At 52.7% G+C, this 22,149-nt stretch carries 28 protein-coding genes and 5 pseudogenes; 20 read left to right on the forward strand and 13 right to left on the reverse strand.

What is annotated here, in order from left to right:
- Positions 1–14: 14 nt before the first annotated feature.
- The 3 genes from KGP22_RS23770 (at position 15) to KGP22_RS23780 (ending at position 1,674) form a co-directional block, all read left to right on the forward strand.
- Positions 15–344 (forward strand): hypothetical protein, encoded by a 330-nt coding sequence (locus KGP22_RS23770; protein ID WP_223582716.1) that lies wholly within the window; start codon positions 15–17, stop codon positions 342–344.
- A 47-nt stretch (positions 345–391) separates the two neighbouring features.
- Entirely contained in the window at positions 392–790 is a 399-nt protein-coding gene (locus KGP22_RS23775; RefSeq protein ID WP_223582718.1) for a hypothetical protein, read from the forward strand.
- 104 nt (positions 791–894) lie between these two features.
- Positions 895–1,674 (forward strand): site-specific integrase, encoded by a 780-nt coding sequence (locus KGP22_RS23780; protein WP_223582720.1) that lies wholly within the window; start codon positions 895–897, stop codon positions 1,672–1,674.
- A gap of 399 nt (positions 1,675–2,073) precedes the next feature.
- Here KGP22_RS23780 and KGP22_RS23785 read toward each other — a convergent pair whose 3' ends face one another.
- The 8 genes and pseudogenes from KGP22_RS23785 to KGP22_RS23820 form a co-directional block, all read right to left on the reverse strand.
- Positions 2,074–2,376: a hypothetical protein gene (locus KGP22_RS23785; protein WP_172686959.1), complete on the reverse strand. Its 303-nt coding sequence runs from the start codon at positions 2,374–2,376 to the stop codon at positions 2,074–2,076.
- Positions 2,377–2,528: 152 nt separating this feature from the next.
- Entirely contained in the window at positions 2,529–2,846 is a 318-nt protein-coding gene (locus KGP22_RS23790) for a hypothetical protein (protein ID WP_223540736.1), read from the reverse strand.
- Positions 2,847–3,201: 355 nt separating this feature from the next.
- The gene (locus KGP22_RS23795; protein WP_223540737.1) at positions 3,202–3,489 is read right to left on the reverse strand and encodes a type II toxin-antitoxin system RelE/ParE family toxin; all 288 of its coding nucleotides are present in this window, start codon (positions 3,487–3,489) and stop codon (positions 3,202–3,204) included.
- Positions 3,486–3,737, reverse strand: coding sequence for a type II toxin-antitoxin system Phd/YefM family antitoxin (locus KGP22_RS23800; protein WP_172686957.1), 252 nt, complete (start codon positions 3,735–3,737; stop codon positions 3,486–3,488). Before KGP22_RS23800 ends, KGP22_RS23795 begins: the two co-directional genes overlap by 4 nt.
- Positions 3,738–4,096: 359 nt before the next feature.
- The gene (locus KGP22_RS23805; protein ID WP_176454398.1) at positions 4,097–4,288 is read right to left on the reverse strand and encodes a hypothetical protein; all 192 of its coding nucleotides are present in this window, start codon (positions 4,286–4,288) and stop codon (positions 4,097–4,099) included.
- A gap of 83 nt (positions 4,289–4,371) precedes the next feature.
- Positions 4,372–4,674 (reverse strand): hypothetical protein, encoded by a 303-nt coding sequence (locus KGP22_RS23810; protein ID WP_181244197.1) that lies wholly within the window; start codon positions 4,672–4,674, stop codon positions 4,372–4,374.
- Positions 4,671–5,297, reverse strand: coding sequence for a ParA family plasmid-partitioning AAA ATPase (locus KGP22_RS23815; protein WP_223540738.1), 627 nt, complete (start codon positions 5,295–5,297; stop codon positions 4,671–4,673). The genes KGP22_RS23810 and KGP22_RS23815 overlap by 4 nt, the downstream gene beginning before the upstream one ends.
- A 217-nt stretch (positions 5,298–5,514) precedes the next feature.
- Positions 5,515–5,922, reverse strand: a pseudogene (locus KGP22_RS23820) (DUF4113 domain-containing protein); the annotation flags it as partial.
- On the opposite strand from KGP22_RS23820, the gene KGP22_RS23825 reads away from it, so the two are divergent.
- Positions 5,898–6,275 carry a DUF1380 domain-containing protein gene (locus KGP22_RS23825; protein ID WP_223582722.1) on the forward strand — a complete coding sequence of 126 codons (378 nt, stop codon included), beginning with the start codon at positions 5,898–5,900 and terminating at the stop codon, positions 6,273–6,275. The pseudogene KGP22_RS23820 and the gene KGP22_RS23825 sit on opposite strands and share 25 nt — an antisense overlap.
- A 417-nt stretch (positions 6,276–6,692) precedes the next feature.
- Here the strand turns inward: KGP22_RS23825 and KGP22_RS24300 are convergent.
- A pseudogene (locus tag KGP22_RS24300) lies at positions 6,693–6,835 on the reverse strand (hypothetical protein); the annotation flags it as partial.
- A 334-nt stretch (positions 6,836–7,169) separates the two neighbouring features.
- Here KGP22_RS24300 and ssb point away from each other — a divergent pair.
- The 15 genes and pseudogenes from ssb to KGP22_RS23905 all read left to right on the forward strand — a co-directional run bounded on the left by ssb (position 7,170) and on the right by KGP22_RS23905 (position 18,979).
- Positions 7,170–7,727: a single-stranded DNA-binding protein gene (ssb, locus tag KGP22_RS23835; RefSeq protein ID WP_223582724.1), complete on the forward strand. Its 558-nt coding sequence runs from the start codon at positions 7,170–7,172 to the stop codon at positions 7,725–7,727.
- Positions 7,728–7,778: 51 nt separating this feature from the next.
- Complete coding sequence (locus KGP22_RS23840; RefSeq protein ID WP_223540827.1) at positions 7,779–8,012, forward strand: DUF905 domain-containing protein; 234 nt, start codon at positions 7,779–7,781, stop codon at positions 8,010–8,012.
- Between the two features lie 70 nt (positions 8,013–8,082).
- Positions 8,083–10,092: a ParB/RepB/Spo0J family partition protein gene (locus tag KGP22_RS23845; RefSeq protein ID WP_223540828.1), complete on the forward strand. Its 2,010-nt coding sequence runs from the start codon at positions 8,083–8,085 to the stop codon at positions 10,090–10,092.
- Positions 10,093–10,134: 42 nt separating this feature from the next.
- On the forward strand, positions 10,135–10,566 hold the full coding sequence (gene psiB / locus KGP22_RS23850; RefSeq protein ID WP_223540829.1) for a conjugation system SOS inhibitor PsiB: 432 nt from the start codon (positions 10,135–10,137) through the stop codon (positions 10,564–10,566).
- The gene (locus tag KGP22_RS23855) at positions 10,563–11,291 is read left to right on the forward strand and encodes a plasmid SOS inhibition protein A (RefSeq protein WP_223540830.1); all 729 of its coding nucleotides are present in this window, start codon (positions 10,563–10,565) and stop codon (positions 11,289–11,291) included. The genes psiB and KGP22_RS23855 overlap by 4 nt, the downstream gene beginning before the upstream one ends.
- Entirely contained in the window at positions 11,288–11,611 is a 324-nt protein-coding gene (locus tag KGP22_RS23860; protein WP_223540831.1) for a theronine dehydrogenase, read from the forward strand. The genes KGP22_RS23855 and KGP22_RS23860 overlap by 4 nt, the downstream gene beginning before the upstream one ends.
- Before the next feature lie 71 nt (positions 11,612–11,682).
- On the forward strand, positions 11,683–11,991 hold the full coding sequence (locus KGP22_RS23865) for a hypothetical protein (protein ID WP_223582725.1): 309 nt from the start codon (positions 11,683–11,685) through the stop codon (positions 11,989–11,991).
- Between the two features lie 154 nt (positions 11,992–12,145).
- Positions 12,146–12,295: pseudogene (locus KGP22_RS23870) on the forward strand (DUF5431 family protein); the annotation flags it as partial.
- Positions 12,237–12,383 (forward strand): type I toxin-antitoxin system Hok family toxin, encoded by a 147-nt coding sequence (locus KGP22_RS23875; protein WP_282443092.1) that lies wholly within the window; start codon positions 12,237–12,239, stop codon positions 12,381–12,383. The pseudogene KGP22_RS23870 and the gene KGP22_RS23875, both read left to right, overlap by 59 nt.
- A 554-nt stretch (positions 12,384–12,937) precedes the next feature.
- Positions 12,938–14,607: pseudogene (gene ltrA, locus KGP22_RS23880) on the forward strand (group II intron reverse transcriptase/maturase).
- 1,191 nt (positions 14,608–15,798) lie between these two features.
- Complete coding sequence (locus KGP22_RS23885) at positions 15,799–16,206, forward strand: ammonia monooxygenase (RefSeq protein ID WP_223540833.1); 408 nt, start codon at positions 15,799–15,801, stop codon at positions 16,204–16,206.
- Between the two features lie 53 nt (positions 16,207–16,259).
- Entirely contained in the window at positions 16,260–16,604 is a 345-nt protein-coding gene (locus KGP22_RS23890; protein WP_123061037.1) for a hypothetical protein, read from the forward strand.
- A gap of 85 nt (positions 16,605–16,689) precedes the next feature.
- Positions 16,690–16,953 (forward strand): hypothetical protein, encoded by a 264-nt coding sequence (locus tag KGP22_RS23895; protein ID WP_223582726.1) that lies wholly within the window; start codon positions 16,690–16,692, stop codon positions 16,951–16,953.
- Positions 16,954–16,994: 41 nt separating this feature from the next.
- Positions 16,995–17,825, forward strand: a complete 831-nt coding sequence (locus tag KGP22_RS23900) for an N-6 DNA methylase (RefSeq protein ID WP_223582727.1) — start codon at positions 16,995–16,997, stop codon at positions 17,823–17,825.
- A 623-nt stretch (positions 17,826–18,448) separates the two neighbouring features.
- Entirely contained in the window at positions 18,449–18,979 is a 531-nt protein-coding gene (locus KGP22_RS23905) for an antirestriction protein (RefSeq protein WP_223582728.1), read from the forward strand.
- On the opposite strand, the gene KGP22_RS23910 is transcribed toward KGP22_RS23905, so the two are convergent.
- Both KGP22_RS23910 and KGP22_RS23915 read right to left on the reverse strand, forming a co-directional pair.
- A complete protein-coding gene (locus tag KGP22_RS23910) occupies positions 18,969–19,445 on the reverse strand; it encodes a transglycosylase SLT domain-containing protein (RefSeq protein ID WP_223540835.1) in 477 nt (158 codons plus the stop codon). The two genes, KGP22_RS23905 and KGP22_RS23910, sit on opposite strands and share 11 nt — an antisense overlap.
- A gap of 838 nt (positions 19,446–20,283) precedes the next feature.
- Positions 20,284–20,978, reverse strand: a protein-coding gene (locus tag KGP22_RS23915; protein WP_223582730.1) for an IS1 family transposase whose coding sequence is annotated in 2 segments (ribosomal slippage) — positions 20,284–20,732 and positions 20,732–20,978 — 696 coding nt in all. Because the reading frame shifts where the segments join, the coding sequence is not laid out codon by codon here.
- A gap of 56 nt (positions 20,979–21,034) precedes the next feature.
- Between KGP22_RS23915 and traT the strand changes: the two are divergent.
- A pseudogene (traT, locus tag KGP22_RS23920) lies at positions 21,035–21,304 on the forward strand (complement resistance protein TraT); the annotation flags it as partial.
- Between the two features lie 37 nt (positions 21,305–21,341).
- Here traT and KGP22_RS23925 read toward each other — a convergent pair.
- Together KGP22_RS23925 and KGP22_RS23930 are read right to left on the reverse strand one after the other, a co-directional pair.
- The gene (locus KGP22_RS23925) at positions 21,342–21,824 is read right to left on the reverse strand and encodes a GNAT family N-acetyltransferase (RefSeq protein WP_223540748.1); all 483 of its coding nucleotides are present in this window, start codon (positions 21,822–21,824) and stop codon (positions 21,342–21,344) included.
- Entirely contained in the window at positions 21,815–22,093 is a 279-nt protein-coding gene (locus KGP22_RS23930) for a DUF1778 domain-containing protein (protein WP_223540749.1), read from the reverse strand. Before KGP22_RS23930 ends, KGP22_RS23925 begins: the two co-directional genes overlap by 10 nt.
- Positions 22,094–22,149: the final 56 nt, after the last annotated feature.

The following is a 22,149-nucleotide window of genomic DNA, read 5'->3' on the forward strand; positions in this document are numbered from 1 at the left end:
GTAAAGGAAGGGTTATGTGTGATTTATGCAGGGCGGACGGGAATTACTTCCATACGCCGGAATGTGTGTACGACCAGCTGGCCAGTGAGTATCCCGTGATGTGGCTGCGGGACTCGACCCGGATTGGCGCCTGCTACACCCTCCGTGAACTGCTGTCGCCGGAAGGGATGGTGCTGGCCATACAGAACGCGCCTCCCGTGACGGGATGGCGGCTGCGTATGCGGTATAACGAGGCCATAGACGAAGAGATAGACCCGCAGCGCGGGGACTGTATTGAGCTGCTCTCCAGGGCTGACGCCCTGCAGGCCTTCAGGTCGTTGCGGGAAGGCACCGCATCAGCTTAACCGAGCGGTCCACACAACAACCCTTTAGCCAGTAAACAGGAAACGAGATGAACAGAACCGATGGCGAACCAGAGACAGAAACAGACGTGATGGCCACCGCTTTCAGCACCATGCGCAAGTACGGCATGAATATCCTCACCGCCACCCAGCATATGGATATTAATGCTTACGTGAAATCCGATCCGCGGATGCCGAGAACGCGGCTGCGCCGCTACCTGGGCCAGTACGGTCTGCGCGGTGAGGCGCTGAACAGGGAGGTCAGGCGTATCGTTGCCGGACCAGAACGTCGCGACAGCAAGCTGCAGGAAGGGATTTACCATACGTGGCCCTATGGCTGGGAGCCAGCGGATTTCACGCCAATGATGCGCCGTATTTTTTGCGGAAAGCGCACCCGTCACCTGATGTTGTTTGATGAACTGCCTCAGCTGTTTGGCAAACGAGGATAAGCTGGTATGAACCATGATATCAGTGTGCTTCCGGGTGAGGATTACGCGCAGAAAGCACCGGCACGACTGACAGTGCAATACCTGTCCGGCAGGGACAACAAGCAATGATGCCGACAATACCAGGCCAGGGCGTTTCGTTTTCTGCCGCGCAGCTGCCGGTGGCCATCGATTACCCGGCCGCGCTGGCACTTCGCCAGATGGCGCTCGTTCAGGACGAACTGCCGAAATACCTGCTGGCACCGGAAGTGAGCGCCCTGCTCCACTACGTGCCCGATCTGCACCGTAAGATGCTGCTGGCCACCCTGTGGAACACCGGCGCCCGTATTAACGAAGCACTGGCCCTGACCCGGAGTGATTTTTCGCTGGCAACGCCCTACCCGTTCGTGCAGCTGGCCACGCTCAAACAGCGGACCGAAAAAGCCGCCCGAACGGCCGGACGTGCTCCGGCCGGTAACCTGCCTCATCGTATCGTTCCGCTTTCCGACCCGCAGTATGTCAGCCAGCTGGAAATGATGGTGGCCACCCTGAAAATTCCGCTGGAGCGCCGTAATAAACGCACCGGCAGAACCGAGAAGGCACGCATTTGGGAAATCACCGACCGGACTGTACGCACCTGGCTCAGCGAAGCGGTGGAGGCTGCGGCGGCCGACGGGGTGACGTTCTCCGTGCCGGTAACCCCGCACACGTTCCGTCACAGCTACGGGATGCACATGCTGTATGCCGGCATCCCGCTGAAGGTGCTGCAGAGCCTGATGGGACACAAGTCAGTCAGCTCGACGGAGGTGTATACGAAGGTGTTTGCGCTCGATGTCGCGGCGCGTCATCGCGTACAGTTCCAGATGCCCGGGGCCGATGCGGTGGCCCTACTCAAAGGGAACATATAAGTGGTCATTCTGTCCCCGGTCACTCAGGGCTGGTTATATGGCACGCGGCATGCTGCACAATCTGGCATTTTTTAGTGGGTGAATACGGGTATACCCAAATGTGACATGATGACGCGCCCGGCGGGCTTGTCCAACCCCTCGCCTGCTCAGATGCAAGCTCTGAACAGACTCACGGTTTCGGAAACAGGTCAACAAAAATAAATACGATCACCAGAAATATTTTTTGGACACTTTTTCCGATAGTGCCGCAATGTCCAGAATGAATAGCATTTTTGTACATTTCAGGTGGAGGATTGACGATGGCGGAGTGAGGCACTGAGAGAACTGGACTGAATCACCTGAATGTCCAAGGTGGCGCGGGAATTAAAGGAGGGGCGTAAAAAAGGCCGCTCAAGCGGCCTATCGGGTAGAGTTTACGTTGTAAATCGCTTCATTGAGATTAACTTCTTTTAGCTTTATCTCTTGCATCAGACGTGACGCTTTAAATGTGACTAAATCTCTAATATGGATTTCGCTGGTAACTGTCGGATTTTCAACCCTGCACTCAGCAAGGACGTCCTCATCACACCGTATCAGCCGCTGATGCGCTGCTCTCATTTCATTAAGCTCATTCTGTTTTCGGGAAATATCCGCATCGGTGTAGTGCCGCTTTAAAGGTTTAGCTCTTAAAAAAGTATTAATGAACCAATTCTTAAATGTCATTGCATAATCGCCCGGTTCGTCTTCATGAGGTTAATATACCAAGCCAGCCTCCTCGCAGCCAGCAGAACTGGACGGAATAACCTTTATGTCCAGCGTCGAAAGGATATAAACGGGAGGCGTAAAAAAGGCCGCTTGCGCGGCCTGATGATTGATTATGAACGGTTCAGCAACCGAGTGAACTGATCCCTCAGTCGGTTTTCTTCTGACTGGCGGCTAATCAGGGATTCCAGCATTTCCCGGTGTTCCGCAGACTGATTAACCGTATTTCGGCACTGTAGCTCTTGTGCAACAAGCCGCTGCTCATGCTCCAGCGCCTCTTTATCCCCCATTTTACAGGACAGGCGATGCCAGAAATTACGGTAGGAAGCATTGATTAACGCGATTTTATACAGTGCAAGTGCCTGAGAAACCTCACCCTCAACAGGGTTGGTTGTCAACGTAACTGGCGCATCATAAGGATAATCAGCCATATGAATACCTTCACAGGAAGATGTGTATACCCAAGAATAACAGGCCAGATCACGCCCCGCCAGTAGAACTGGACGGAATTTGCAGAATGTCCAACTTAGGCTATATCCCGTGCTGTCAGTCTGGCCCCCATCAGCACATACTAATCTTACCACCCAATAACATAAAAATTAAAACTGTCGCAACAGGGAGCAATATAGCTAAGATAAACACGACTAGATTCTTTTTCTTACCAACATTGAATAATATACCAACTACCAACGATAAGAAAAAAAATGCAATTGGTACAGGCCATGTAATAGAGGGGTTATAGCTTATTAACCCTAAATCAAAAATACACTCTTCCATGTCGAAAAATTACCTCATTCGTTCACTGGCAAGATTATAAACTTCACTGCGTTCACGTTTTCCTACAGCTACAACAGCGATAATTAATTGATCGTCAATCACCTGATAGACCAGACGAAAGCCAGACGCTCGAAGTTTGATTTTGTAGCAGTCCTTTATCCCGCGCAGTTTTGCTGAAGGGATATGCGGATTTTCACTGCACTTCTTCAGCTTTTTTGCAAACTGCTGCTGAATGGGCTTGTCCAGCTTTTGCCATTCTTTCAATGCATCGTCCCTGAATTTGACTGTATAAGTCATAGGTAGCTATCCAGATCCACGTCGTGAAGCGTCTGGCTGCTGCGTTCTGCGACCAGCTTAACCAGTTCCTGATCGTCGAGGGCATCGAGCATCTTCTCGTACAGCTCTGCCGGAACACAGTAAAAAGCTGGCTGGTTGCGGTTCAGAATAGCAACCGGGTAGCCATCACCAGCGCTGACCGTTGCCATAGGGTTTTTCTTGAGTTCGCTGACACTGGCACTTGTGTCACTGAGAATGATGTTGGGCATAGATTACCTTTTGAGACCGTTTAACTAGTCTCTAAAATACACCTGAAAAGACCTGCTAACAAGTCTTTTTGCTATTTACTATGCAGGTGGACAAAATGACCTGTATGTCTAACGGCGCGGGAAATTAAACGAGAGGCGTAATAAAGGCCGCTGGCGCGGCCTTAGCTGTTTTTAAGAAATAGAAAATAGGCAACTATGCCTACACCTATACAGATAGGTGCATAAAACAGAAAATCATTATTGAACATGATTCACCTGCTGGATGTATGTTTAGATTAAAAATTATACAAAGCAAGATCCCGCGCAGCCAGCAGAACTGGACGTAATTACCGGAGTGTCCAACGGTACTGGGAATATGCCTACTGCCACATTGTAAATGGGTTTGGTAAAGAGGTACCAAAGAAAAACGTGAAAAGTGAAGCAAGGACAACACAGGTTAACCAAAGCCATTCAAGTTTTCCTGGTCTGAATAAGAGCCAGATAAATCCGGCTGCGATGGTGCCGCCAGCAAGACCACCAATTAAAGCTTCAGAGATTGTTGAGTATTCCATAAGTCAACTTTCCTATTTGTTATCAACAGCAAAGACCATTCTAACAAGATAACAAGATAACAAGATAACAAGATAACAAAGTGCTATCTTTGTTTGGCTTCTGCAATCAATCGTGATATCTCTGTTTTTGATAGTGTTTTTAGTGCTTCTACTGCCGCTCTGACAACATCAGAACGATTGACTCTGCCTTTACCTGAAACCATCTCTGCAGTTATAAGGTCATCAATGTCTTTTAGATTTTCTTCAAAAAAGGAAATACTCACTGGTTTTGCTTTACTTACAACCGATGATTTATCTGATGACTTTTTGGCATTATCAAGACCAGCCGTGCCACCGTTAATAAATGCTGCCTCGTCACGAGGTGGAGTGTTTGCTCTATTTCTCACAGAATAACCTCTTTAACTAACGCTTCGATTTCTTGCTGTGCTTTTTCATTTTGCGTTTCAAAAATTGTCATTGATTCGGCCCAGGCATCTCGATGTGCTTTACGATCACATACACGGGAGTTAGCCAGATGCATTTCCGGGTAATCCTTGAGTACGTCAGCTGCCTGATTGGCTTCATTAACAAACATGTTTGTGGGAGTCATGTTTAAAACGAGATATCCCCGAACATCCTCATTAAAATCTTTTGCTGCTGTAAAAACGGAGCATGTATGAGGCACAACATCCAGGTCCATCTGAGAAGGACGCAAAGGAGAAATGAATACATCTGCGGCCATCAATCCACTACGCATTTCCGCACTATCACGGCCAGCACAGTCTGCAATGACAAAATCATAGGATTTTTCGTGTTCCTTTAACATTGCTTTGATGTTGCCTGTTGCGCCTGTAACCGGAATATGGGGGAGATCTTCAGGGCGGTTGTTGTACCAGGTTAATACTGATTTCTGGTCATCTGCGTCGACAATAATCACTCTATTGCCTAGTGACATCAGATACGCAGCTATAGATACCGCCAGTGTACTTTTACCTACCCCACCCTTTTGACTACCCAATACTATTATCATTATAGCCTCATATTAAGTTGTTAAGTTAACAACTTAATATTGCCACCTGAACACGGATTTCGCAATTATTTTATTGTGTTAACAACTTAATAAATTGTTAACCATCTGATTTGTAATAATATCAAGATAACAAAATAACAAAATAACAAAATAACAAAATAACAAGATAACAAGATAACAAGATAACAAGATAGCAAGTCTGTGGGGGCTTAGATATTCATAATCGGGCTACTGGCAAATCTGTCCATCTGGTGGTGTACGCAGGGGAAAGCATTTCTCGTTTCATTTGCCATTCAGGTGCGATGCCTCGTCCCGCAAACCACACTTTCCCCAGACCGGAATGGTTAATACCGTCCACGACTTTCATCAGCTGGTTGCTGTTGCTTCGGGGCTGAGTATCATCGAACAGGCTCAGCTGCGAAACCCCGTCAGGAGTGAAATCATTGAGCATACACCCCGCTTTAGCATATCGATGGCCATTCACCCAGATCCTATCAAGTGCTTTCACCGCTGCTGCTATGATGTCCCTGGTATCCTGCGTGGGGAGCATCAGCTTTTCACTGGCCACGTTCCCGTAATACGGTTCGTTCAACGCGAACGGTGACGTTTTCACAAATACCGCAACAATACGAAAACAACGAAAAAGTGGCCGTGATTGTCTGGGCAGCGGAAGACGTGCGCGAAACGGGGGCAGAGTATCAGCCCTCCGCCGACGATGCAGACAGTGTGCTGCGGACTATCGGGGAGTCTGACTGCGATATCATGTATCGTTACGGGATTAATCAGGCGTTTGTGGTGGGGGTGCTGCGCGAGATAGCCGCAGGACGTCCACCGCGCCAGATATCCATTCCTGAAAACGAACTCCGCGCGCTGTTACCGGCTATCTGTACCGGTCTGGATTATGTCGACGACGCCAGCGGGGAGGCGAGGGCTGCGCTGGAAACGCTCAGGCTGGTTCTGGACTCGCCGTCTGCCTGAACATACCGCCGCCCCTGCGGGCGGTGTTTCGCCTTAATCGGCTGTCAGCCTGCGCGGAAAACCCTGGCAGGCGCTGCCTGCCGGCGAAGTACGCCGCGCCTGCGGCGCCGCGTATCTCCGCCAGTGCCTGATGCTACGGTGGTGTCAGGGGATGAATGCCGGTGTGCTGCAGCTGGTCGGTCTTATTTCTGTTCCGGTGATAATCTCTGCGTTGGCGTTGTTGGTTGTGGCCACACCGGTGGCGTACTGGCTGATATCACTGTCCTGCCGGCTTTTCTTCCTGAGCGATATGACTGCGGGCGACTTCCCTGGCGGGAACCGGGGCTGTCATGCTCCGCACAGAGCCAGCTTCGCTGTCTCTGCCCGGCCCCTTCGGGGCAGCGGGTTTCCATCCCTCTGTCGCAACGTCAACGGCAGGCTTGCTGCGACCGTTCCGGTCACGCCGCCCTTCACGCGCCGTATCCTGCGCTTTCTGCACCCCGGCAAACTGACGCCGGGCTGTAAGGCGCAACGCCGTTTCGCGCCCGCGCGTTCCGTCGTTGCGGCGGGTTCCTGCTCATTCCTTGCCTGGTTTTTTCACCCTTTTGAGTCCTTTCGCCGGGGCTGAGACAACCACAACCCGCCTGGCTGTCCAGGGACGGCGAAGCCTTTCGCGATAAATTTTTTCCGGCCATTCCGCAGGCTTCATTAGACCGTAAAAAAATTGACCGCTCACCCCGGACACCTGCATCGGTCCGTGGTCGTTTACGCCCCTGCGGCGAACGGCTCTCAAACGGGTGAAGGTAACAACCAGCGGGAGCGTTCAGCAGGTCCCCGCAAAACGTCAAAACCGCGGCCCCGGCAACTCAACGGGTGATGGTTTTAAGGGCAACACAACCGGAAGGAAAATTCATCATGACAGTACGCGGAATCAACAAAGTCATCATCGTGGGCAATCTGGGGCAGGACCCTGAAGTCCGTTACATGCCTGGGGGCGGTGCGGTGGCTAATCTCAGCCTCGCCACCTCTGAGTCCTGGCGCGATAAGCAGACCGGAGAGATGCGCGAAAACACCGAATGGCATCGCGTGGTGCTGTTTGGCAAGCTCGCGGAAGTGGCGGGGGAGTACCTGCGCAAGGGCGCTCAGGTGTACGTCGAAGGGCAGTTACGTACCCGTAGCTGGCAGGACGACAGCGGCGTAACGCGCTATGTCACTGAAATCGTTGTCGGACAGAACGGCACCATGCAGATGCTGGGCGGGCGTCGTGACGGCGGTCAGCCACAGAGTGCCGCACCGCAGCAGCCCGCACAACCGCAGAACTCTGGCGCTGCGGCACAACCTGCTGGCACTCCTGAAAAATCCCCGAAAGCGAAGGGCGGCAGAAAAGCGAGTCAGAGCGCCGCGCCGTCTCAGCAGGTGCCGCAGCCGTTACCGGACGATTATCCGCCGATGGATGATGATGCCCCGTTTTGACCTGCATGATGAAAACGCCCCGCAACATGCGGGGCAGGAAAAGGAGAAAACATGAGCATTTATAACGCCGGACCGTTACCGGATGACACCTTTACCCGCGAACAGGCTGAAGCCGTGGCGGCACAGTACACCAACGTGGCGATAGAGGACGATCAGGGTAAACATTTTCGCCTGGTCGTTTGTCAGAACGGCGTAATGGTATGGCGCGCGTGGAATTTTGAAGCGGATGCCGGGAAATGGCTCAACCGTTACATCGAACGTTACGGTATTCGTAAACAGCAGTAAATAAGAAGGTGCCCTGCCGGAGCGGTAACTCCGCAGGGCCGGACAATCATCAATCAGTGAGGTATCAACTATGTCAGTAACCGATGTTAAAGCAAAAGCACCCAAAAAAGCGAGCAGCAAAAAAATCACGAAGGCGCAGGAAGAAGCCCTGAAAGCCGCCCTTGAGGCCGCCGTCATCGAGTATGTTCCGCTGTCCGATCTCGTTAAATCCCCGCTGAACGTGCGCACTATCCCGTATTCTGTGGACAGCGTTCGCGGTCTGGCCGACTCCATCGAGGCGCTCGGACTGCTGCAGAACCTGATTGTGCACACGCTGGCGGACGGTAAATACGGCGTGGCCGCAGGTGGCCGCCGACTCACCGCCATGCAGCTTCTGGCTGAAGAAAACCGTCTCCCGTCCGGTTATACCGTTGCCGTGAAGCGCGTCTCAGACGACATTGCTGCCCTTGCCTCCGTCGCTGAGAACGAGCAGCGCGCCGCCATGCATCCTGCCGAGCAAATCGCAGGTTTCCGCACATTAGCAGAGCAGGGTAAAAGCCCCGCACAGATTGGTGATGCGCTCGGCTTCGGCTCCCGCCACGTGCAGCGCATGCTGAAGCTGGCAAATCTCGCGCCGTCCCTGATGGAGAAGTTCGCGCAGGACGAACTGACCGTTGAGCAGTGTCAGGCGCTCTGTCTGGAGGACGACCCTGCCCGTCAGGTAGAGGTATTCGAAAGCGTGAAGGCCAGCTGGTCAAACGCGCCCGCACACCTGATTAAACGCGCCATTACCGAAACCGAGATGCGCACCGACAACACAAAATTCCGCTTCATCGGGCGCGAGGCTTACGAGGCGGCGGGAGGTTACGTCCGCGAAGATCTGTTCAGCCAGGACGAGGGCGACGGCACGGCTGACAGCGTGCTGGTTGAGCGTCTGGTGCAGGAGAAGCTGGAGCTTATCGCTCTGGACATTCAGCAGCGTGAGGGCTGGGCATGGAGTCGCGGACGTGCAGCCCGCATCTGGTACCACGGCGAAGACGGTCAGGTGTTCGTTCAGCCCGTTGAACCCGATCCGGTGTACACCCCTGAGCAGCAGCAGCGTCTTGATGCGCTGCGGGAGCAGTACGACACATATGACAGCGTTTGCGACGAGTCGGATGCGATCGAAGCGGACATCCTCGCCATTCAGGAGGCGGCAGAAGTCAGCGCGTGGACTGAGGACATGAAATCTGGCGCGGGGGTGATGGTCAGCCTGTACGAAGGGCGGGTGTACGTGCAGCGCGGTGTGCGCCTGAAAGCGGATATGCCGGAAGAAACCGAACCCGGCAGCGTCACGGTGCCGTTCACCTCGCGTCATACCGATGCCGCAGAGGGGATCAGCGTCCCGCTGCTCACGAAAATGACCTCCGAGCGTACGCTGGCAGTCCAGGCGGCGCTGATGCAGCAGCCCGAAAAGGCGGTGGCGCTGATGGTCTGGCGCATGTGTACCTGCGTGTTTTCAGGCTGCCTGACGACGACGCACCCGTTCCGCATCAGCCTGACCGTGTCTCACGGCAGCCTGACGGAGAATGCCCCGTCCGGTAAGAGCGGCGCAGCGTTTGACCTCCTTATGACAGAGAAAGCACGTCTGAAAGCCCTGCTGCCGGAAGGCTGGGAGAAGGACTTCACCACCTTCTTCACCCTGAGCGGCGAGGTGCTGATGTCGCTTATGGCCTTCTGCACGGCCTGTTCCGTTGACGGGGTACAGACCCGCGATATGGGGCACACCTCGCGCAGCACCCTCGATGCGGTCGAGGCGGCAATCGGGTTCCACCTGCGCGACTGGTGGCAGCCGACGAAGGACAACTACTTCGGCAGCCTGAAACATCCGCAGATTGTCGCCTCCCTGAAAGAGGCGGGGCTGACGGGCGCGGCGGGTGACGCGGAGAAGATGAAGAAGGGCGACGCCGCAGCGCATGCGGAGCACTTCATGCAGCACACCCGCTGGGTTCCGGCATGGCTGAAAGGACCAGAGCCAGCGGGTGAGTCCGGTGCTGACGACGCTGTTTCAGATGCCGACAGCCCTGACAACGACACCACCAACACGGCACACGCCGCCTGATAACGGAGCGCCGCCCTGCGGGGCGGCGATAAGGAGATACCCATGCAAACTGTTCTGACCCCCGATGTGCTGAAAACGATGTCCTGTGATGAGTTTGAGGACTGGCGCGACAGCGGCGAGGACTACCGCCGCGAACTGACCCACGCCGTCATGCGTGACCTGTCCTGCCCTGAAAACTGGGGCATGAACGGCGAGTACCGCAGCGAGTTTGGCGGGTTCTTCCCCGTACAGATACGCTTTACCCCTTCCCACGGGCAGTATCATCTTGCCGTATGCAGTCCCGGTGGCATCAGTCCGGCGTGGATGGTGGTGTTCGTTCCCGCCAGCGGTCGCCCGTTCTCCGTTATTCGTACCCTGAGCGGCTACCAGCCGGAGCTTGTCAGCCACACCGTCAGCCTGACGGCGCGTCTCGATGCGGACGGATACAGTCAGGCCAGCATCATCAGCATTCTGGCAGCGGAGGGCGCGGCATGATCCCCTCGCATCTCTCTCTGGTTCCCTTCAGCCCTGAGCGACGCGCCGCGATGGAGGCCATCGCGGAGGTTGAGCGCAGGCGGTCGCGCGGCGCGGTATCAGCGGCGTACCCGTATGCCAGCGCCTTTTTTCGCCGGCTCACGGGCAGCACGCGCATCACTGTCAGGGAAATCCGTTATTTTGCGCCGCTGCTGACGGCGCGGGAGATGCGGGGCAGCAGGGACAGCTGGCTCAGTGCCATCGATGCCCTGATTGAAAGCCGCGGGACGTGTTGCTGGCTGCCGCTTCCTGTCGGTGCCGGTCAGCGCCTCTTTCCGGAGGTTGCCTTTCAGCAGACCGAACGCGTTCGCTGTCAGGACGCGCTGCGGGATGAAAAATACACCCGCCAGCGCCAAAAAGAACAGTGTCAGCGTGAGCGCGCGTACCAGGCGCTGGCGGGTCAGGCAGAAATTGAGCTGGCATTCCATACTCCGGAGACGGTCAGCAGCTGGAGCGCGCGCTGGTCAGGGACTGAACTGCGCCAGTACGACCTTGAGGAGATGTTCTGGCGCTGGAGCGAGCGTTTTCCGTCACTGGCGCCAGTGGAGCGCTGGATGACTGAGAGCCAGCCATTCTGGACGGTGATGGCCGAAACGGATGCGCTGGCGCGGGAAAGCACTGAGTCTGTCAGGCAGCTGGAGCGCTGGATGGTACCCAACAAGCTGACAATACGGGGGCGGGGATGAAGTGGCGTTACTCACTGCCCCGGAAGCGTCCCGGTCCCTGTCCCGGTGAACCTGAGCTGGCGTCAGAAGTGGTGGAGGCAGGAAAGCCCGCTCCTGAGTCCGTGATGTCGCTGTGGGTGGCCGGGGGCGGATATGCTGTGTGCCTAGATTTTCTGGATGAAAGGCAGATAAGACGCTGGAGTGATGAACGAAAAGCGGCTGCCCGTCGGCGGAATCTGGAACGTCGCGTGAACCGGATTGCGCGCCTGTTTGCTGATGAACTCATTGAGCGGGAACTGACGGCACGGCCTGAGTACTTTCGTGGAATATCACCAGCGTAAATCGGTTATATAATACGCGGATTAAAGTCTGTGAATGTATCAGTGCAACTTACCCGGAATGGAAACCAGTTATGACAGAAGCTCAGTATGCCTTTACTCATTTTTTGCGAATGTTTGTTTTAATGGCTGTGATTAGCGCAGGATACGGATATCTCATCATCAGTGTTGTTATGACCCGGAAGCGGGCATTTATTCTTCAGTTTTTGTCTCTTGCCGGACTCGGTGCGTTATTTTCATTCCTGGTGTTCAGGAGTGACGGTATGTGGTCAGGTGCTCCTGAAGTGTCTCAGGCGATACTCATCGGGATGTTTACTGCAACGGTCATTTTTTACATGTTCTGCCTGCTTATTCGTGCCGTTGGTTGGCTCATAGCTCGATGATATTCCTGGTCAGAAAGAGCATCTGCCCGGTATAATCGACGTGGCGCTTGAGGCTTTTTGCCTCATGACGTGAAGGTGGTTTGTTACCGTGTTGTGCGGCAGAAAGCAGAAAGCCCCGTAGTTAATTTTCATTAACCCACGAGGCTTAGTCTGTATGCCTGAACAACATCAGATTAGCCGCTTACCTGCCGAAAGGCAAGGAGAAGTCAGCTATGAAACTGCCGCGAAGTACCCTGCTCTGGTGCGTGTTGATAGTGTGTCTCACACTGCTGATATTCACTTACCTGACCCGAAAATCGCTCTGCGAAATCCGGTACAGGGACACGAACAGGGAGGTGGCGGCTTTTATGGCCTACGAGTGCGACAAGAAGTCGTCCAACATATTGTTTTGATATCTTTTATACAAAACCAACTATTCCATTAGTTGTAGCCTACTGAGGCAGGCAGAGCGGGTGACGGCTCTGTCTGAAGCCCTTGGAACAATGTAGCTCAGCAATTACCGCATCAGTTAATCGTGAGAGGATCTGATCGCTGCAAGCATCACGCGGCGAGAGCGCTAGGCTGAGCGGTATGGTTAACATAGTGAACTGTCGATAAACGTCGTGACATGCAACAAGCCAAAGATGCTGATAGGCTTGCACCAAAAGGTAAGGGGTATGGTTGTTCCTGTTCGTAGTGGGAACACATGGACTATAACTCCCCCGGCGGATAGACAGAACCTAACCCGCTCGTCTGTATGTTGGTCGGAACTTGGTAAGCCCGTATTGCCGCCCTAGTGGCAGGTGAATCGTAAGATGAGCTGATGGGAGTGCGGGTATAGGAAGATGGAAAAAGCGAAAGCCAAACTGTAATCGTTTGGATAGAGGTTCAAAATTTGCCTCGTCGGGAAACCGGGCAGACTTCCATCAGGTCTTTAATCGCGGATAAGTTGTAAGGGTTCTCAGGGATGGCAGGTAAGAATATTACGATCAATTGCGTAACTGCGGCCATCGGCGAAGAAGGCTGGCACTCCATTGATTGGAGAAAATGCCACCGCTACGTTAGAACTTTACAAACTAGGATCGCGAAGGCTACAGGAAATCAGCAGTGGCGTAAGGTGAAAAAACTGCAACGCTTACTGATTCACTCTTTCAGTGCCAGAGCATTGGCAGTGAAGAGAGTTACTGAAAACAGCGGGCGAAAAACACCCGGTGTCGATGGAAAGATCTGGAACACCCCTAAGCGAAATGGGAAGCGATACCCAGACTCAAAAGACAAGGTTATAAACCTCTACCTTTGAAGAGGGTAAACATACCAAAATCTAACGGTAAGACAAGACCCTTAGGCATTCCCACGATGCAAGACAGAGCCATGCAAGCTCTATATCTGCTAGGGCTCGAACCAGTATCGGAGACTACCGCTGATCATAATAGTTATGGCTTCAGGCCCGCGCGAAGTGCGGCTGATGCGATACAACAGGTCTGCAATATGTATAGTTCCCGATATGCAGCAACATGGGTTTTGGAAGGCGATATCAAAGGATGTTTCGATCACATCAACCATGAGTGGTTGCTCAATAATGTCCCCATGGATAAGCAAATACTCAGAAAATGGTTGAAAGCCGGAGTTATTGATAAAGGCACTTTCAGGAAGACGATCTCTGGTACCCCTCAGGGAGGGATCATATCGCCAGTATTGGCGAATATGACACTCGACGGACTGGAGAATGAATTACAAACGCACTTCGGAAAGAAACGCTCTAAGAAAGGATGGAAAAATCTGGTTCATCTTGTTCGATATGCCGATGACTTCATTATCTCTGGAAAATCCAGAGAGCTTCTGGAGAGTGAAGTCCTCCCCGTAGTAAAAACCTTCCTCTCCAAGAGAGGGTTGATGCTGTCGGAAGATAAAACGGTAATAACGCACATTACAGACGGGTTTGACTTCTTGGGGCAACACGTACGGCGCTTTGGCAGGAAACTTGTCATCAGGCCAGCGAAGAAAAACGTGAAGGCATTTCTCAGGAAGGTCAGAAACACCATCGAGGATAACAAAACAGTACCGTCGTGGTTATTGGTTTACCTACTCAATCCCCTTATCAGAGGTTGGGCTAACTACCACCGGCATGTTGCATCCTCGGACGCATTCAATGTTACTGATCATCATATCTGGCGCAAGACATGGCAATGGTGTGCTAGAAGGCATCCCGGTAAGAGTAGGCGATGGATATTTCGTAAGTATCATACATCTATCAAAATGCGACATGGGATGTTTTATGGCATCGACGACGATGGGAAAAAGTATGTCTTACATCGCGCCGGAAGCACAAATATCTTTCGCCATATCAAAATCAAAGGGGCGGCAAATCCTTATCTACCTGAATGGGAGAACTATTTCGAGAAACGGTTAGATTATTCTTGGAAGGAATCTCAGCAGGGGCAAAGGAAAATATTGGCTATATGGAAAAGGCAAGGTACGCAGTGTCCGCACTGTAGTCAACCAATTAGCCGGGAAACAGGCTGGAACATTCATCATGTGCTGAAGAAATCTCAGGGCGGGGATGATGGTCTGGACAACCTGATTCTACTGCACCCCAACTGCCATCGACAGTTACACAGTAATGAAGCCGGTTTTTGATGAAACAAAAGCTTATAAAGGCTTGAGCGGTATGCGGGGAAACTCGCACGTACCGTTCTTAGGGGGCGGTTGTGTAGCAATGCACTGCTGCTACCCGACATCCGGTAAGTAAGCTACCTGGAGGCGGGGGAAACCCAGCCTTTTCAGGTGCTGAGTTGCTCTGACATGCCTGAAGCGCCTTTATGAAGGGGGTGCCGGTTCGCCGGTAGCCCCTTTTTCCTTCCTGACGCGACCGCACGCCTGAACTTCCGGGAAGGACTGTTTCCCTGCGGGGAACAGGGGAAGGGGGACGCGCCTCCGGCGCTGCCCCTCTGCTCCCTCCGCCTTGTCCACACTCCAGCCTTTCCTGCCTGATTTTGCTGAAGTCAGAGCGCCATGAGTTACCTGCCTGTGCCTGGCTTCAGGATTGTTTTCCCTGTGTTCTTCATCCCGGGCGTCATATCCGGCGTCCTGCTGGTTAACTTTCTCAGCTGCAGCTCCGTTATGGCCATAACCCAAAAACGGGCAGGGCGATGTCGGGTAGCAGCAGCGCATTACTGCGCCGCCGCCCCCTGAGAACGGTACGTGCAGGTTTCCCCGGGCTGACGCCCGATCTCGTTGTCCCGGGAGCTTCAGACCCCGCCGCTGCCAGCAACGCCTGTTCCGGTAGGCTACAGCTAATGGAATAGCTGGTTTTATCAAAGTAAAACAATATGTTAAACGACTTCCTGTCGCACGGCCCCCTTCGGCTCCCGGCCAGCGCTGCTGTCCGGTCGTCGAGCCCCACTCCGCCAGGGCGGCCGCTGACGCACCCGCCGGGCTCCGCCGAACCCCTTCGGGGTTCGTGCCATACGGCTAGGGTCTGATGGCTAAGGTCAAAGGCTTCGGCTTCTCCGGCCGTGCCGTCCGGAACGCCTTCACCGCGTCGGCTGATGCCGTCGCTTTAATGGCGCCACGCCGTTCCGACGTGTCGGGTGTGTGCATCCTGTTCCCCCGGTGAAGCCATCCCCCGTGCGTCCTCACGCGGAGGGCTATTCGTAGCACCGTCGTGTCGTCATCCGAAGGGTGAAATGCACTCCGCCAAAACTTTTTGCGGGGCGCAAAAAGTTTTGTCTCCGCCCTTCTCCTGCCGCCCCGCCGTAGCTACTCGGCCCTTGCCGCGAGAGAACTCACCAGGGAGATGGACAACCATCACCACAGGAGAAAACCAGGATGCACACACGAAACGTCAACTTCAAAACCGCCGCTCAAGAATCTACCGGAAGATGGGGTTCAGACCCGAAAGCGCGTCTGGCCTGTGTTATCGCAGAACAAAAGTCATACCTGCTGGAGCTGTGTCAGGTCTGGAATCTCCAGCTGAGCCAGAAAGATGAGGCGGAAGAAATCCTGCGTCTTCTCAGCCTGATGAGCGACAACGTTCACAGGGAAGGCGTGCTGTGCTGGGAACGTTCATACCCGCTTGTGTCGTTTCATGTTGTGCAGCCGTGGTTGCAGGCTCAGGTTCATGCCATCCGCTTATACGGCGTTATCGGGCAAAAGGCATGGGACATCGCGCGTAAAGACCTTTGCAACAACATAAATTTTGCTCAGGCCATGTTGCGCCTGGAAGCCCGTCCATAAGCATAACCCACGGCGGCAGGGCATGTCGCCATCAACCAGAGAAGGAGAACTCCATGCATTTACACCTGACCGAATCTTCCGCCCTGTTGGGAATTGAGGCCACTGCTGATGCAGAGCGGGCGTACTGGCTGAACCGCGAGAAGGCGGCGGTGAAAGCGCCCGCTGAAATCGACGTGCACGCCTTCCATGATGCGCTGGGGCTGATGTACCCGATGAACTGGCGCAGCAGTGAGAACGGCGAGTGTGAAACCTTCATGCTGGCGGAGATGGTCTGCGGCAACGTGACCGAAATCTATGCGCGGATCGGTATCCGTTATTACCGGATGCGCGACTACAGCAACCTTGACCACGCGGAGATCCTGGCACGCGTTAAGGGGGAGATGCAGCGCCAGAAATGAGAAAAGCAGGCTTTCGCCTGCCTTAACCCGCCGGATTCCACGCCTGAGAAACAACGAATCCGGCCTTCACCAAAAGGAACAAACCATGCAATTCAGTGAAGTTTCGATTGTTACACCGACCGCCCTGTATGTCCAGATGCGTGAGGCGGAAAACGCACCCGTAAAAAGACAGGTGCGCATTAAACGCAGTGATATCGACCGTGATGACATCAGCGCCGAAATGCGAGCGCTGGGTCGTCACATTGCGCACTGCCTGAAGAAGGGGCGCGCCGTTCGCATTCCTGCCATGCGCGGAAGCGAGTGGGGGCAGGTGTTACGCACGCTTGAACTGAAGCGGGCATTTAACTGACGGAGGTGCCGCCCCGCAGGGGCGGCATTTGAGGAGGAAATATGTCTCAACTCAGTTTTGCCCGCTTCTTTGACCAGGCGAAAGAGGCCGCACCAGTGACCCCCGCTAAACCCGTATTGCCTGCCGTGAACGCACAGCCGATACCGCACCGGATGATGACCACTGACGAAGCCCGCCGCCAGTTTATCAGCGTGTTCAGGGATACCGCCCGCAGCCTGCGCCGCTGGGAGGTGTTCAGCGACTTTATCACGCTGGCCGCCAGCGAGCTGGATATGGCGCGGATAAGAACGCCGGAGAATATTGAGCAGAGCCGTGAAATCTGCGCGAAGTACAGCGGGGGCGATATCAGCAACCTGCATACGCTCTTCTGCCTGATGGTCTGCGCACTGGAGGCCAAATTCCACGACTTCCTCGGCGCGATCTTCATGGAGCTTGAGCTGGGCGACGACCGCAACGGACAGTATTTCACGCCGTATCACCTCCAGACGCTAATGGCGAAGCTGCTCATGCCGGATGTCGGACAGACAATCAGGCGGGAGGGGTTTGTGACCGTCAGCGACCCGGCAAGCGGTGCGGCGGGAATGATTGTGGCGTATGCGGAATATCTGCTGGAGGCGGGCTATAACCCGTCTGAGCACATGTTCGGCAGCTGCATCGATATTGATCCGATCGCGGCGGATATGGCCTTTATCCAGCTATCCCTGCTGGGTATTCCTGCTGAGGTGGTCACGGGCAATACGCTGACGATGCAGCTAAACAGGGTCAGGTATACGCCGGTGTACTACATCAACAACTTTGAGAAGCGCCTGGAGGATCAGCGCCGAATTAATGCCATGCGCGAATTTATGCGCGGCATGAATAAAGCTGCATAACTATCCTGAAGGGCAGGGGAATACCCTGCCTTTCGTGGCTTCAAAGGCCGCGCGCCTGTGGCGCAGAGTAATACAGGCAGCGCTACGCGCCGCCCATATTACTCCGGCGCGTGGTTTTCTCATTATTAGTTATGAAGACCTGTGATATTTCATCCGGCATACTGCTGTTTATCTTATCTGCTATTTATTCCTTGCGTTGAAAATAATGAATATTAGTCCGGGCGTCGTCCCTGACGGGACACGGCTGTCGTGAACAGAGCCAGCAAGCTGTCTCTGCCCTTCGGGCGTCCATCCTGACGCAAATTCAAAATCACGCTTGCTGCATCCTGAAAGGATGCGCCGCTTTCACCGTGGCGGTAATAAATTACCGCCGCTCTGATGTCCGTAACGGTAATTCGTCCTGCGGCGATTTTCCGTTACGGGAGGTATGCATTCTCCTTGTGTGACTATCTCCCGATTTCATCAATTCGCGGAGGGCTGCTTTTAGCATCAGCCGGGGAGGAAATAAAGAGGTATATAAACGCTGCGCGCCCCTTTATTTCCTCCCCGTCAGCTGCTCATTGCCCTTCGCCGCTCAGTGATGAAGTCGAACGATGTAATAACCCAATGAGGAGAAAAGCAGAATGCACACATTAAACGTCAAAAGCGCCACTCGTGAATCAGCCGAACAATTTAAAATCGATGAACGCCAGCGCTACTGTGTTACAGATGGAGATGAACGTCTTGATTTTATTCCCGCGCTCTTTTTTACGCCTTCTGCTGATAACATGATTGTCAGCTGGTTACGTCAGCATTCAGATTACGATGGTGGTTTCTGGAATTACTGGATTATTCCGCAGGGTACTGGCGGAAACGTGGCTCCGAACTGTGTCAGGTTCACCACCGCACAAACAGGATATATCGCACCAGAAGGTGAACAGCGCTATAACATGGTTATTCCCGGTAATTACTTTGAGGCAGATGTCAGTGCTGATGCAGCAGGAATTATTTCTACCCTGATGATAATGAACTGGCTATCATGGCAGGTGTCAGATATGGGGCCGGAATATGCCACGGTCCTTAATCATCTCATCGCCCGTCAGGATGTGCTAAAGGATTATGTCAGCATTATTCAGCATCCGGAACGCGAGCTAATATGGCGAGCTATTGATTAACAGCTGATGCGTCACTCAGGTGACGCATTTTTTTGATTCCGGCATAAATAGCTCTGATTTCCTCTGCGTACTTCTGTCGCTTCCTCTCCTGTGCCTCCGTTTCACGAAAGCCTGCATTATAAGCTCCTACTGCCCTCCAGGAGTATCCCCAGCGCTTAAAAGCAATTGCGAGATAATAGGCACCCGTATAGATATTCATGCAGGGATCTCTGTAAAGATTACCAGCCGTGATTCCATACTGAGCCAGATGTGAAAAATTCTGCGAGTGTATTTGCATCATACCGACAGCGTAACTTTGATTGCTGACAACGTTCATTGCATCAGGGCGCCATGATGACTCTCTGAAAGAGATTGCACGCAATAAATCAGGTTCAATATGGTAATCCCTTCCCGCCATGTCAAAACAGTCCTGAGCAATGACAGGAGAGGTAATCACGAGTAATCCAGCGAGAAGAACATTCTTCATCTGCAATATTCCATATCTGACATATCCCTCGTCTAGAGTGCCATTTCCGAAAAAAAACGGCAATGCCGGAATATGCGTAACCCTGCCCGGATGACAAATTTGTCTAACCCTGCTCCTTAACTCCAAAGTCCCACACCCGTCGCAAGATTTCATCTTGCATGATTATCTATAAGAATCATGTGCTTATTTGATTTTTAATGCGGTATTTTATACCGGGCGATGAATTTGCGAATCGCCTGCGAATCGTGTATGAATCGCATCCGATTCGAATCTGGATTCATATGTGATTCACTTTATTTAAATCAGTGACTTAATGTGATTCGAATCCAGATTCGAATCGCCATTTTCGTTACATGTGAATCGTCATTCTGGTGCCTGTGAATCGTTAGTGAATCACCATATTTAATTATGTGAATCGGTTCTGAATCACCATTACCACGAGGCAAATAAAATCTAAATAAAAGCAAACGCCTGCAAAAATAAATTATTTTGTGTAAGTGTGACATGTGTAAATATAATTCATGCGACATGGTGCCTTAAGGTGCTAATCACACCTGCAAGTAACAGGGGAAGCTGCCGAATGAATTTCGGGGGCGACGGGTAAGTAAATAAGCTATGCTGGACATATTACCTGACGCCTCGCGTTGCTCGTTGTCCAACGCTTCACACCGCCAGATTAAAATCTGTCAGTGTTCGTCGTTTTTATTATTGGATATCAGATGTAGCAGGGGAGGGATAAATAGCGGAAGGATCATACTGATGCAGAAGGTTTAAAAGTATTGTTTTTATTACTGTATTAAAAATAAAAAAAGGCTCCCCAAACCGGTAGTGCATCCAATTAGTAGAACATGTATTTTTCGATAAACGCTCCGATCACTTTTTCGTGGATCTCAACTGAGCGTGAGAAGCAGATTGTTTTACGAGCCAATCGCTTAATGCGGGTGCGGAGCGTCAGGTTATTACGCTCAATGCGTTGGGTGAATATTTTGCCGGTCAGATGCTTATACTTCGGTACCTCCCGGCCATAGCTGCCCCAGTCGTCGCAGGTGATCATGCCGATGTTGAATGGTGTAAGCAGTGCCAGTAGCTCCCGGCAGGTTTTATCGGTTCGAGGACCGAAAGTGTAGGCCAGTACACCGCCTGTTTTGGTGTTGTACGCGTACCAGAGCCAGTGCTGCCGGGCTTTACTGCCAACGAAGCTCCATTGCTCATCAAGTTCGCAGATAAGCGCCACATCAGCATGGGCAACAGGCGAAGACGTTATTCGCTTTGGCGCGAGTTTTTTAAAGTCCGGATGACGGTGTTAATGCCAATTTTCAGTGTTCTGGCGGTATCGCGAACCCCGGCACCATTGAAAGCCATTTCAGTGATCTGCTCTTTAATACCCGGCTTACGCGCTTCATAAGCATAAGTGAGCTGAAACACACGGTGGCAGTCACGGCAGCGAAATCTGTCATGGCCTTTAGGGTTCTGACCATGGCGGTAGACCTGTGCAGACTGACAACGGGGACAATGAACGTTAACGCTGGCCATGAGATAACCTCAAAAGCCCGTATTATACATCAGATTCAACTAATTAGAGGCATCACCAGGACGTTAACTATACCATGGTGACCGACGTTCAGATTTCTGAGAAAACCAAAGCCAGCGTGCAGACCGATAACGTGGCAGCGCTTAAGCAGGGGACTTCCGGTGTAAAAGTCCAGACCAGTACGCAGACCGGCAGTACGCAGACCGGCAATCAGCATAAATATCAGACCCGCGTGGTATCTTCAGCTAACAAAGTTAACCTGAAGTTTGAAGAGGCCAGGCCTGCTCTTGAAGATCAACTGGCGAAGTCGGTGGCGAATATTCTGTAACAGAGTGAAGGTGGCCTCGTGCCACCTCATCAGGTTTTTAAAGTTTAACCGGATACAGCAGCGTTAACGGGTGAACGACTGAAGCGTCAAAGCCGAATCGGGTATAGAAACTACTGACCTCTTCACTCAGTGCATGAACAACCAGTGCTTTAACGCCGACCTGTAGTGCGATGTGTTCAGTCCGGTATACCGCGTCCTTAAGCAAGGCAACGCCAAGCCCCTGGCCGGAATAAGCCTGGTCGACGGCAAGTCTGCCGAGAACAATGACGGGGAGTGATTCCGGCGCGTTGCGTCTGTAAGCGCCCGGAGCGGTATTACGCTGAACACTGCCGGTCGATAAGCAGTAATATCCGATAACCCGATGACTGTTTTCCGCACAAATAACATACACGCGGGAAATGCCGGTGCTGTGATTTTTATGTGCCTTCTTTTTTAACCATTCATTCAGCCCCGGTTCGGTGCAGCAAAAATCAGCAATGTTATGTCCGCTGTTAAGCGGTTCTGGTGCGCTTATTCCCATGGGGATTTGTGGCCCATCAGATCGTCAATGCGGGCCTGGCGTTCCGCTGTGACAGGTGCATCCAGTTCGGCAATAAACGATTCATATTGCGCGTTATCGAGAATAAACAAACGCTGATCCAGGAGAATGTCCTGAGCCTCTCGGCAGGCAGCGTCCAGCATAAAGTCAGTTCGTGATTTTGAGACAAGGCTTGCCGCCATATCGATAAGATCACGCTGTGAAGTTCTTGCCCGGATGTTAATCGGGGCTTCTCTGGCTTCGGTCTTCATTATAAACCTCTGTATATCTGTTTTATATACAAGCATACACCTTGTAAACCTAAAAG

It is taken from the genome of Enterobacter sp. JBIWA005 (assembly GCF_019968805.1).
GTDB classification, from domain to species: domain Bacteria; phylum Pseudomonadota; class Gammaproteobacteria; order Enterobacterales; family Enterobacteriaceae; genus Enterobacter; species Enterobacter vonholyi.

Coding starts and splice junctions, on each gene's coding strand:
- KGP22_RS23910 (WP_223540835.1), bottom strand. CDS start 19,445: ATGAAGAATGTTCTTCTCGCTGGATTACTCGTGATTACCTCTCCTGTC.
- KGP22_RS23785 (WP_172686959.1), bottom strand. CDS start 2,376: ATGACATTTAAGAATTGGTTCATTAATACTTTTTTAAGAGCTAAACCT.
- KGP22_RS23805 (WP_176454398.1), bottom strand. CDS start 4,288: ATGGAATACTCAACAATCTCTGAAGCTTTAATTGGTGGTCTTGCTGGC.
- KGP22_RS23815 (WP_223540738.1), bottom strand. CDS start 5,297: ATGATAATAGTATTGGGTAGTCAAAAGGGTGGGGTAGGTAAAAGTACA.
- KGP22_RS23885 (WP_223540833.1), top strand. CDS start 15,799: ATGCACACACGAAACGTCAACTTCAAAACCGCCGCTCAAGAATCTACC.
- ssb (WP_223582724.1), top strand. CDS start 7,170: ATGACAGTACGCGGAATCAACAAAGTCATCATCGTGGGCAATCTGGGG.
- KGP22_RS23770 (WP_223582716.1), top strand. CDS start 15: ATGTGTGATTTATGCAGGGCGGACGGGAATTACTTCCATACGCCGGAA.
- KGP22_RS23865 (WP_223582725.1), top strand. CDS start 11,683: ATGACAGAAGCTCAGTATGCCTTTACTCATTTTTTGCGAATGTTTGTT.
- KGP22_RS23925 (WP_223540748.1), bottom strand. CDS start 21,824: ATGGGAATAAGCGCACCAGAACCGCTTAACAGCGGACATAACATTGCT.
- KGP22_RS23845 (WP_223540828.1), top strand. CDS start 8,083: ATGTCAGTAACCGATGTTAAAGCAAAAGCACCCAAAAAAGCGAGCAGC.
- KGP22_RS23795 (WP_223540737.1), bottom strand. CDS start 3,489: ATGACTTATACAGTCAAATTCAGGGACGATGCATTGAAAGAATGGCAA.
- KGP22_RS23790 (WP_223540736.1), bottom strand. CDS start 2,846: ATGGCTGATTATCCTTATGATGCGCCAGTTACGTTGACAACCAACCCT.
- psiB (WP_223540829.1), top strand. CDS start 10,135: ATGCAAACTGTTCTGACCCCCGATGTGCTGAAAACGATGTCCTGTGAT.
- KGP22_RS23800 (WP_172686957.1), bottom strand. CDS start 3,737: ATGCCCAACATCATTCTCAGTGACACAAGTGCCAGTGTCAGCGAACTC.
- KGP22_RS23840 (WP_223540827.1), top strand. CDS start 7,779: ATGAGCATTTATAACGCCGGACCGTTACCGGATGACACCTTTACCCGC.
- KGP22_RS23775 (WP_223582718.1), top strand. CDS start 392: ATGAACAGAACCGATGGCGAACCAGAGACAGAAACAGACGTGATGGCC.
- KGP22_RS23780 (WP_223582720.1), top strand. CDS start 895: ATGATGCCGACAATACCAGGCCAGGGCGTTTCGTTTTCTGCCGCGCAG.
- KGP22_RS23855 (WP_223540830.1), top strand. CDS start 10,563: ATGATCCCCTCGCATCTCTCTCTGGTTCCCTTCAGCCCTGAGCGACGC.
- KGP22_RS23890 (WP_123061037.1), top strand. CDS start 16,260: ATGCATTTACACCTGACCGAATCTTCCGCCCTGTTGGGAATTGAGGCC.
- KGP22_RS23930 (WP_223540749.1), bottom strand. CDS start 22,093: ATGAAGACCGAAGCCAGAGAAGCCCCGATTAACATCCGGGCAAGAACT.
- KGP22_RS23900 (WP_223582727.1), top strand. CDS start 16,995: ATGTCTCAACTCAGTTTTGCCCGCTTCTTTGACCAGGCGAAAGAGGCC.
- KGP22_RS23895 (WP_223582726.1), top strand. CDS start 16,690: ATGCAATTCAGTGAAGTTTCGATTGTTACACCGACCGCCCTGTATGTC.
- KGP22_RS23860 (WP_223540831.1), top strand. CDS start 11,288: ATGAAGTGGCGTTACTCACTGCCCCGGAAGCGTCCCGGTCCCTGTCCC.
- KGP22_RS23905 (WP_223582728.1), top strand. CDS start 18,449: ATGCACACATTAAACGTCAAAAGCGCCACTCGTGAATCAGCCGAACAA.